General features: G+C 37.0%; 7 protein-coding genes. All 7 read left to right on the forward strand.

Annotation, left to right across the window (positions count from 1 at the left end):
* The first annotated feature begins 391 nt into the window (after positions 1-391).
* The 7 genes from ACTNDN_RS24030 (at position 392) to ACTNDN_RS24060 (ending at position 8,406) form a co-directional block, all read left to right on the forward strand.
* Entirely contained in the window at positions 392-1,927 is a 1,536-nt protein-coding gene (locus tag ACTNDN_RS24030; RefSeq protein ID WP_251629234.1) for a YifB family Mg chelatase-like AAA ATPase, read from the forward strand.
* On the forward strand, positions 1,927-2,496 hold the full coding sequence (locus ACTNDN_RS24035; protein WP_251629236.1) for a transposase: 570 nt from the start codon (positions 1,927-1,929) through the stop codon (positions 2,494-2,496). The genes ACTNDN_RS24030 and ACTNDN_RS24035 overlap by 1 nt, the downstream gene beginning before the upstream one ends.
* Before the next feature lie 851 nt (positions 2,497-3,347).
* The gene (locus tag ACTNDN_RS24040) at positions 3,348-3,494 is read left to right on the forward strand and encodes a hypothetical protein (protein WP_441132502.1); all 147 of its coding nucleotides are present in this window, start codon (positions 3,348-3,350) and stop codon (positions 3,492-3,494) included.
* 1,208 nt (positions 3,495-4,702) lie between these two features.
* Positions 4,703-5,452 (forward strand): aldose epimerase family protein, encoded by a 750-nt coding sequence (locus ACTNDN_RS24045; protein WP_441132504.1) that lies wholly within the window; start codon positions 4,703-4,705, stop codon positions 5,450-5,452.
* A gap of 880 nt (positions 5,453-6,332) precedes the next feature.
* The gene (locus ACTNDN_RS24050) at positions 6,333-6,593 is read left to right on the forward strand and encodes an aldose epimerase family protein (RefSeq protein WP_441132505.1); all 261 of its coding nucleotides are present in this window, start codon (positions 6,333-6,335) and stop codon (positions 6,591-6,593) included.
* A gap of 1,040 nt (positions 6,594-7,633) precedes the next feature.
* Positions 7,634-8,035: an HNH endonuclease gene (locus ACTNDN_RS24055; protein WP_441132506.1), complete on the forward strand. Its 402-nt coding sequence runs from the start codon at positions 7,634-7,636 to the stop codon at positions 8,033-8,035.
* Positions 8,036-8,259: 224 nt separating this feature from the next.
* The gene (locus ACTNDN_RS24060) at positions 8,260-8,406 is read left to right on the forward strand and encodes a hypothetical protein (protein ID WP_441132508.1); all 147 of its coding nucleotides are present in this window, start codon (positions 8,260-8,262) and stop codon (positions 8,404-8,406) included.
* Positions 8,407-8,816: the final 410 nt, after the last annotated feature.

Below are 8,816 nucleotides of genomic sequence, written 5' to 3' on the forward strand. Positions count from 1 at the left end.
ATATATAAATCTAGGTTGACTCAATGACTATTGTAGAAAAGTTTAGGTCACAGTGAAATCCCGAATAATCTTGTTTCACAGGAAAGTTTTACAAGAGTGTTTTGTGGGATTGCCGATGGAATTTGTCAAAGAGAAGTACAGCAGTTATATTGTTGTCTTCTTTCTTTTTATTTTCATTTTGGCAGGAAATTTGATTATTTTGTAGAATATTGAAGTGGTAGATTATATCTTTCCCTCTGTTAGTTGTTCAGTTGTTCTTGTTCTAAAAAGATTTTCTTCTATATTAACCTCGATTGATTTATCTTCCTATTTTAATCTTTCTTGAATTGTTTCTTTCCCGGTTAATTTTCATTCATCGTACTATAAAAATAAATAGTTTGGAGGGAGTTGTATGACTTCAAAAGTTTCAAGTATTGGTTTGAAAGGATTAGAGGGCTACCGTGTGCAGGTGGAGGTGCGTATATCGCAGGACACGGAGTCTATGGTGATTGTTGGGTTGCCTGATGCTTCTGTTAAGGAGTCTCGAGAGAGGGTGCTGGCGTCGATTGCTCATTTTGATTTGGATGTGACGGATAAGAAGGTGGTTGTGAATCTATCTCCGTCTGATCAAAAGAAAAATGGTTCGTTGTTTGATCTGGCTATTGCTATTGCTGCTTTGAAGGAACTGGGGGAGGTGAAGCGTGAGATTCCCATAGATACGGCGTTTATTGGAGCGTTATCCCTTGATGGTTCGGTTGCGAGTGGGGAAGGGATATTACCTGCTGTTATTGCGGCAAAGGGGCTCGGGATTAAAAAAGTGTATTTACCTTATGATTCGGTGCTTCCACTTCATATGCTACAGGATATTGAATGTATAGTTGTGTCTCATATCGAGGAAGTCGTTCAGCATTTGGAAGGTCAAGAAAGCATGCTGTCTCAACCTTCTTTTTCCTCAGAGAATCATCTAACACCAGAGATTGCCACACATCAAAAGGACTTCTGTCATGTGATTGGACATGAGAAAGCAAAAAGAGCATTAGAAATTGCTGCAGCTGGTGAGCATAATTTGCTGATGAATGGTCCTCCTGGTTGTGGAAAGAGCTTGTTAGCTGAATCTTTTCCTTCCATCCTACCTTCATTAACAAATCAAGCACAACTCGAAGTGATGAGTTTGTATCAGCTTGCTCGTGAAAAGCGTATCCATAATCAATTTGTTCCTTTCAGGCATCCACACCATTCTGCTTCTGCTGTCGCCATTATTGGTGGTGGGTCGAACCCGCGACCAGGTGAAATTTCGATGGCTCATCATGGGATTCTTTTTCTCGATGAGATTGCAGAATTCTCCAAAAAAACGCTTGATATGCTCCGTCAACCACTCGAAACAGGTGAAGTAACCATTAGCCGAGCGCATTCTACTGTGACGTATCCAGCTTCTTTTATCCTAATAGGTGCTATGAACCCTTGCCCATGTGGATACCTCGGTTCTCTTCAGCATTATTGCACCTGTTCCCAAAAACAAATTCAAGCCTACCGAAATCGGTTGTCAGGTCCTATCTATGACCGAATGGATATCCTTTTATCCTTACAGTCAGTAAATGTTAATCGGCCCTCCACGACGCAAGAATCCTCTAATGATATTCGTAAAAGAGTGGAAAAAGCGCGCGTGCGCCAGTATGATCGGTATCAACAAGAAGTATCCAATGCGAAGGTTCCGTTTGAAATTTTGGTGGAAACGAGTGCCTTGACAACAGAACAGAAAAAGACGCTCACCCAAATTTCTTCTAAGCAAAACTGGAGCAATCGTGTTCAGATTAAAATTATTAGACTCGCAAGGACCATTTCTGATTTAGCAGGGGAAGAAAGAATAGCTGATCAAGCCATTTGGGAAGCGATGACCTTAAGACGCTGGGAGCAGAATAAACAAATGACGATTGCGAGGGAGAAATAATGCCCTATAAGAAAAGAGTATATATACCAGAGCGATTTTATCATATTGTTTCCCGGGGGAATCGACGTGATCCCTTGTTTCGGAATGCCAGTGATTTTCAAGCCTTTCTTCATATCTTAACGCAACTCTATGAAAAGTACCCTTTTGAAATCGCCTCTTATTGCCTTATGAATAATCATTTCCATTTCCAATTACGTTCTAGGGAAGTACCCATTTCAAAGCTAATGGCACTGATCAATAAACGTTATGCCAATTACTATAACACCAAATACCGTTTAACAGGCCATGTCTTTGAAAAACGGTTTTATGACAAAAGGATTGACGACAAAGAAGGTATGTTAGAAGTTAGCCGTTATATACACCTTAACCCAGTTGAGGCGAGAATGGTTAAGCTGGCAGAATACTATCCTTGGAGTAGCTATCAATATTATAAGAAGAATTCTACAGTGCCTTGTTTTATGAATGTGAATTTTTTACTAGATTATTATGAAGGATCATTGACACAGAAACGGGAAAAGTATTGTAGTCTTCTTGGTCACAGGGACGACCCGAAATATGTCGAAGATTGATAGAAAATTAGAATGAGGAGTGATAAACTGAAATAGTAGTTGGATATTGGGGAGGCATTTTTTCCCTTTCCAATGGCGAACCGATAATAAAATAGAAACTGGACATTACTTTGGGACAAGGGGTCAGGTTCCTTGTCCCAGAAAAATCCTGTTTCACAGTTAGTTCTTGGTCTCAGTGAAGTCCCAAAATCCGAAGATTGATAGAGAATTAGATGGTGTGAATTGATAAACTGAAATAGTAGCTGGATATTGGAGGTGTTTTTTTCGGTTTAGGAAAGGGGGGATAATCATAGAAAGATTTCTTTGTGGAAGGATTACGGCAAGGTGATTTTACCACGCTTGTCATATTTTTTACTAATCTTCTCCAATAAATGTATCACATAGCGCCAATTCGTTTCCCATGGATAGTAAACTCCAACAGATTACGTAAACTCTTGGTCACAGCGACGCCTCGAATAATCTTGTTTCAGAGGGGACTTTGTTGTGATTTCAGTTGGAATTTGTTAAAGAAGAAGTACAGCAATTATGGTGTTTTCTTTTTTTATTTTGGTAGGAAAATTGATTGTTCTGTAGAATATTGGAGTGGTAGATTGTGATGACCTTAAGATGTTGGGCGTAGGATACTTAAATGAAGATTTCGAGTGAGACATAACTCTTGGTCACAGTGACGGCCCGAAATTTGTCGAAGATTGATAGAGAGTTAGATTGTGTGAATGTGATAAACTGAAATAGCAACTGAAGATTGATAGAGAGTTAGATTGTGTGAATGTGATAAACTGAAATAGCAACTGAATATTGTGAGGGTGGTTGGTTGTTGTGCTTCTTTCCGTTTAGGAAAGGAGGTGATAATCATGGAAACATTTCTTGAATTTGTTCGTGAAGTTCTGAAGGGGATTGTGCGTGAGATAAGCGCCTATTTCTTTCGGAAGAACATATTAGAAAACAAGAAAACCACCCTACGCCGTCGCAAGCAAAAGGGTGGTTCTCAACCAAAATAATATTTAATTGACAACCACACCCTGACGGTAGAGGTTGCAGAGAGAAGTGTTCGCGCACTTCTCTTTTTCATTATATACGTTTATTATATAGCTTATAACAATTGCTTTCAACTATGTGTCATGCTAAGATTGAGTCAAGTTTTTGTGGGAGTTTTTTTAGCTCCCTTTTTATAAAATAAAACTTTTAATTTTGTATCCGCTTTCTAAACATTTTCTTTCATAAATTAATTAAATTCAACTCTAGGTCACAGTGACGCCCCGAAATTTGTCGAAGATTGATAGGGAATTAGATTGTGTGAATGATAAACTTAAATAGCGATGATTATTGCAGAGGAAATGAGCCACTTATGCGGAGTTTTGAGCCAGTCATTGCGGAGAAAAGAGCCGCCCTTTGCGGAAATTGAGAGCCATCACTCTAGGTCACAGTGACGCCCGTTTCGTTCGCAATTTGTGTGCTGATTGCATTCATAACTATATCCTTCCTCTCCATTTGACATCCATTATTTCTGAAGTTGATTCTCCATTGATTTTGCCAGTTCATTTGGCTCTACTATTCTACTACATCAGCCAATAAAGTAATGTTTACAGCGACTGAAAATTAATTCCACTCACTTTTGCTGTTTATGTTAAATCTACTAAAATACCATCTGCAATAGCATCTTCTCTTCTCATAGATATGATATTATCTAAAAAATATTTTCTAATTCAATTTTTCAGCCTTTCCATTAAATAAAAAAGCCACCTCTAATTAATTAGAAAGGTAGCTCTATATTTTAATACTATTTTAACTTAGTAACTTGAATTAAAATACCTGCTAAAACAAGTAAAAATCCTATTGTTATTGGTATTAATGAGAATATTACCAAGTTTCCTGCAAAAACAGCCGGGTCACCAGCTTCAGAATACAAAACTCTTGGTCACAGTGACAACCCGAAATATGTCGAAGATTGATAGAAATTCTTGGTCACTGTGACGCCCCGAAATATGTCGAAGATTGATAGAGAATTAGATTGTGTGAATGATAAACTTAAATAGTAGTTGGATATTGGAGGGGGTTGGCGTTTTTCCCTTTCCAAAGGCGAACCGATAATAAATTCTTGCTGCACAGTGAGGCACTGAAAAATCTTGTTTCAGGTTAAAATAAATATATAATAAGTATGGCTTATAAAGAGTAAAGTAATCTTACAGAAGAGAGGTAATAGAAGACAATGGTTGAAATAGAGAATGATTGGCTGAAAGTAACAATCAAAAATGATGGGGCAGAGGTATGTAAAGTACAACATAAGGAAAATGGATTAAACTATATGTGGACTGGAGATAGCGCATACTGGGGACGGGTGTCCCCGGTTTTGTTTCCAATTGTTGGTCGTTTGAAAGGGGATCGGTATATGGTAGAAGGACAGACCTATCATATGTCACAGCATGGTTTTTTACGTGATGTTCGTTTTAGCGTGGCTTCTCAGACTAAGGATAGAGTATCTTTCTTATTTGAATCGGCTGGCAATTTTAAGAACATATACCCGTATGAGTTCAAGGTGCTTATTCATTACATACTACAAAAAAATGTACTAACTGTTACCTGGGAGATAATTAATGATAACGAAGGAGAGATGTATTTCTCTATTGGAGCACATCCTGCTTTTAAGATTCCATTATTGGAGGAAGAGACAATCGAGAATTATTCCTTAAAGTTCTTCCCAGCTAAGAATAAGCATGTTATGGAATACGAACTAAAAGAGTCATTTCTATTGGAAAAAGGCCCTGCGGACGATGTTGAGGCTATTCAGTTATGCCCATCGTTATTCGTAAATGATGCTCTTATTTACAGTAATATCGACCGGATTACACTTACATCTAATATTACAAAATGTGGTGTAGATGAATTCATGGTCACAGTGACGCCTCGAATAATCTTGTTTCACAGGGGTGTTTCACGGGAAGCTTTATGGTATTGCTGATAGATTTTTGGTCACAGTGACGCCCCGAAATTTGTCGAAGATTGATAGAAAATTAGATTATGTGAGTGATAAACTGAAATAGTAGTTTGTATTTGGCAATCAAAAAATGGTTCTTACGAAGGTCTGGTGACCAAGTATTTTGGATATTAGATTCATTCTCGCTGCACAGTGACGCCCACCGAAAAATCTTGATTCACAGGAAGGTTTCACAAGAGTGTTTTGTGGGATTGTACTAGGGTGATTATTGCAGATGAAATGAGCCACTCTATAGTTAATCGATTAGTCTTAAATATAAATTCATGAAGGCTTCTTGTATAATTTGTTGTATGCGTTCAAGCATAACACTAATATATAGGAGGTTGGAGTCTCTGAAGAAGATACGAATAGTGATTTTGATTTTTAGGATAAATCGAGTTTGATATATTTCTTATTGAAAAACTGTCGTCGAATATATATATAGTTATAAATGAAAAGAAGCAAGTAATACACCCTTGTAGATATACTTGCTTCTTTTCATTTAAACATTCTTACAAATTACTGCTTGTAACTCTAGGTCACAGTGACACCCCGAAATTTGTCGAAGATTGATATGGAATTAGATTGAGTGAATGATAAATAGCAATGATAAATTCTTGGTCACTGTGACGCCCCGAAATATGTCGAAGATTGATAGAGAATTAGATTGTGTGAATGATAAACTTAAATAGTAGTTGGATATTGGAGGGGGTTGGCGTTTTTCCCTTTCCAATGGCGAACCGATAATAAATTCTTGCTGCACAGTGAGGCACTGAAAAATCTTGTTTCAGGTTAAAATAAATATATAATAAGTATGGCTTATAAAGAGTAAAGTAATCTTACAGAAGAGAGGTAATAGAAGACAATGGTTGAAATAGAGAATGATTGGCTGAAAGTAACAATCAAAAATGATGGGGCAGAGGTATGTAAAGTACAACATAAGGAAAATGGATTAAACTATATGTGGACTGGAGATAGCGCATACTGGGGACGGGTGTCCCCGGTTTTGTTTCCAATTGTTGGTCGTTTGAAAGGGGATCGGTATATGGTAGAAGGACAGACCTATCATATGTCACAGCATGGTTTTTTACGTGATGTTCGTTTTAGCGTGGCTTCTCAGACTTAAATCTTGGTCACAGTGACACCCCGAAAAATCTTGTTTCACAGGAATGTTTCACGGGAGGCTTAACTCCTGGTCACAGTGACGCCCCGAAGTCTGTCGAAGATTGATAGAGAATTGGATTGTGTGAATGATAAACTGAAATAGTTGATTACGGCCACATGATTTTACCACCCTTGCCATGTTTTTTACCAATGTTCGCCAATGAATTACCACACAATGCCAAATCGCTTACCAACCATAATAAAACCCTACAGATTACTAGCTTAATAAACTGTAGGGCTTTTCTTTTACTGACTGTTGCTAATTGGAATTATTTTTAAAATACTCTCTAATCATTTTTTTGATCCCTCAAATATGTCCTGTTCATTCCACCCCTGTGGAAATGGTTCCTTTCCATAGATATCCATTAACTGCTTTTTTAGATTCTGGGGAAATGGGTACCAGTTTTTGTAACCTACATAGTAAAAGGATTCCTCTCACTTCCATAGTGCTTATTTAGTCATTACTGCCATATTAGAGTGCTCCACCTAGTCCATGGCATTCACGTATGCATGGATATTTCTCCATCTATTAAGATTTGATTTGTGAGTATTCCGAAGAATTCATGGTCAAAGTGCACCGAAATCTAAAAAGTAGACAATATAAATTCGGATTAGTTTAATAAATCTAATTAGGTTAAGCAATAGAGCACTTTCTTAGTAAGGTCAGAAATGTACTCATTGGTGACAATTCCTCACCCCTTTTATCTTCATAATTAGATTGAAAATCCCCTCCCTTTGCTCTTTCAGGTAGGGGATTTTTATGATTATAATGGATTAATTTCTAGACGACATTTTAATTCGTATATTTCTCTATTTAATTTTCCAAGTTCCCAAGATTGTTTAATAAGAAGTGAAAAGTAAGAAATACTAACACCTGACATTTCGAATAGGAATGGGTGAAAAAAATGATGTTTTTCAAATGTTCCACTTATACTTTTTAGAATCATTATGTACTAGTATCAAGTTGAAATCTTATATTACAATAAAGAGAGGGTAACTGTAATGGAAGCAGATGTGTTAAAACAGGTATGCAATTTACTAGACTCGAATAACGAAAACAAAGCAGAAGAGGTAATTAATAGGCAATATCCCTTTCAAAATATCGAACATTTAAATCGCTCCTATACAAAATCAAAAATGCTAGAAATATTTTTGCGTGATGGTTTTATAGATCGTTATAGTGGCTATAAGCTAATTTTCCCTCCGGTGCTTCGACTTTTATCAATCAAATTTCCTGACAGTTTTCCTTTTCACAAGAACTGGAAAATGAGTGAGTGCCATATTGCATATTGGGAGCTGATGCCCACAATCGATCATATTAAGCCAATTGCTCAGGGTGGCACGAATGATGACAGTAATCTAATACTTGGTCACAGTGACAACCCGAAATTTGTCGAAGATTGATAGGGAATTAGATTGTGTGAATGATAAACTTAAATAGCGATGGTTATTGCAGATGAAATGAGCTACTTATGCGGAGTTTTGAGCCAGTCATTGCGGAGAAAAGAGCCGCCCTTTGCGGAAATTGAGAGCCATTATAAATGCTAACTTAAGAGTGTACAGAAATGATTGTTTAAGGATGTACAGTTTTGATGGTTAACTGCATAATATTCTTGAGGTGGAATATTATGCATATGCAAATTAATGTAAATTCAAGTATTGAAATTAATAGTCTTGCAGATTTGCCAAAATTTAAATTATTGATGGAGAGTCTAAAAATGAAAATCAATAAGAGTCAATTAGCTCGTGATATGGGCAATTCTTGGTCACAGTGACGCCCCGAAATATGTCGAGGATTGATAGAGAATTAGATTGTGTGAATGACAAACTTAAATAGTAGTTGGATATTGGAGGGGGGTGGCGTTTTTCCCTTTCCAATGGCGAACCGATAATAAATTCTTGCTGCACAGTGAGGCACTGAAAAATCTTGTTTCACAGGAAGTTCTACGAGAGAATTTGTGTGAAATTGCTAAAGGAGAAGTACAGCAGTAGTGCTATATTTGAATAGTTAAATATAATCCTTTTTTCTCTGTAGAGAATAGTTAGTTCGACAGGAATTTTTCTCTCTTGTATTGAAATAGTAAGTAAAAAATAAATTCTTGGTCACAGTGACGCCCCGAAATATGTCGAAGATTGATAGAGAATTAGATTGTGTGAATGATAAACTTAAATAGTAGTTGGATAT

The sequence above is a fragment of the Niallia sp. HCP3S3_B10 genome, from assembly GCF_052064465.1.
Classification (GTDB): Bacteria; Bacillota; Bacilli; order Bacillales; family Cytobacillaceae; genus Niallia; species Niallia hominis.

Coding starts and splice junctions, on each gene's coding strand:
- ACTNDN_RS24030 (WP_251629234.1), top strand. CDS start 392: ATGACTTCAAAAGTTTCAAGTATTGGTTTGAAAGGATTAGAGGGCTAC.
- ACTNDN_RS24035 (WP_251629236.1), top strand. CDS start 1,927: ATGCCCTATAAGAAAAGAGTATATATACCAGAGCGATTTTATCATATT.
- ACTNDN_RS24040 (WP_441132502.1), top strand. CDS start 3,348: ATGGAAACATTTCTTGAATTTGTTCGTGAAGTTCTGAAGGGGATTGTG.
- ACTNDN_RS24045 (WP_441132504.1), top strand. CDS start 4,703: ATGGTTGAAATAGAGAATGATTGGCTGAAAGTAACAATCAAAAATGAT.
- ACTNDN_RS24050 (WP_441132505.1), top strand. CDS start 6,333: ATGGTTGAAATAGAGAATGATTGGCTGAAAGTAACAATCAAAAATGAT.
- ACTNDN_RS24055 (WP_441132506.1), top strand. CDS start 7,634: ATGGAAGCAGATGTGTTAAAACAGGTATGCAATTTACTAGACTCGAAT.
- ACTNDN_RS24060 (WP_441132508.1), top strand. CDS start 8,260: ATGCATATGCAAATTAATGTAAATTCAAGTATTGAAATTAATAGTCTT.